At 66.2% G+C, this 721-nt stretch carries 1 protein-coding gene; it reads left to right on the forward strand.

What is annotated here, in order from left to right:
• Nucleotides 1–566, forward strand: a 566-nt coding sequence (locus tag C8029_RS20795) for a ribbon-helix-helix domain-containing protein (protein WP_226946417.1), incomplete at its 5' end; no start/stop codon positions are given.
• Nucleotides 567–721 lie beyond the last annotated feature (155 nt).

Consider the following 721-nt stretch of genomic DNA (forward strand, 5'->3'; position numbering starts at 1 on the left):
CGGTGCGCGATCCGAGCGAGACAGTGGCGTTCCGGGCCAGCCGATCCGAGCTGGACGCTTTCGACGCGGAGTGGCGTGAACGGGGCTTTGCCAACCGATCCCAGGCACTCAACGCGGTGCTGCGCGGACGGTGCGGTTTCCTCGACGTACCCCGTGATCTGGTCGCGGAATTTTGCGCCGCGTGGCGTCAGGCGAAGGATGTGAGCGACGCCGGATTGGTGCTCGCCAAGGCGGTCCATCGTGGTCGGCTGGAGGTTTCGGAGGCGGACCGCTCGGTGCTGATCGAACTCCTTGATCTGGCGCAGTCCATGAGCCGTGATTTGGGCCGGATGAAGGATGCGGCACAGGCGCTACGTCATCAGGAGGGACCGCAAAAGGAAGAGGGGCAGGGGACGGAGAGCGCGGTTCTGGAGGACAGCTCGCCCGTGACAGGCGGCGGTTTAAGGCTGGTGCGGGAGAGTTCCGGTTCAGAATTGAATCGCCCTTCGCTGCCTCTCGGCAAGCCTCGAACGCGAACGGCGATGCCCGATGATTTTCTGAAGAACCGGAACTCTCGAAATGGCTGATCCGCTCGCCCTCTACGCCTCGGTCATGGGGCGGCTCTGGGAGGATGAGCGCATCCGGGGCCAGGCCGCGGCGCGGATCGACGCGCGGCTGGCGGGGCGTCGGCAGGGGCGGAGCTTCGCGCATGTCGGATCCATGTCGGCGCGCAACGCGCTGA

Source organism: Roseobacter sp. TSBP12 (assembly GCF_009129705.1).
GTDB lineage: Bacteria > Pseudomonadota > Alphaproteobacteria > Rhodobacterales > Rhodobacteraceae > Celeribacter > Celeribacter baekdonensis_A.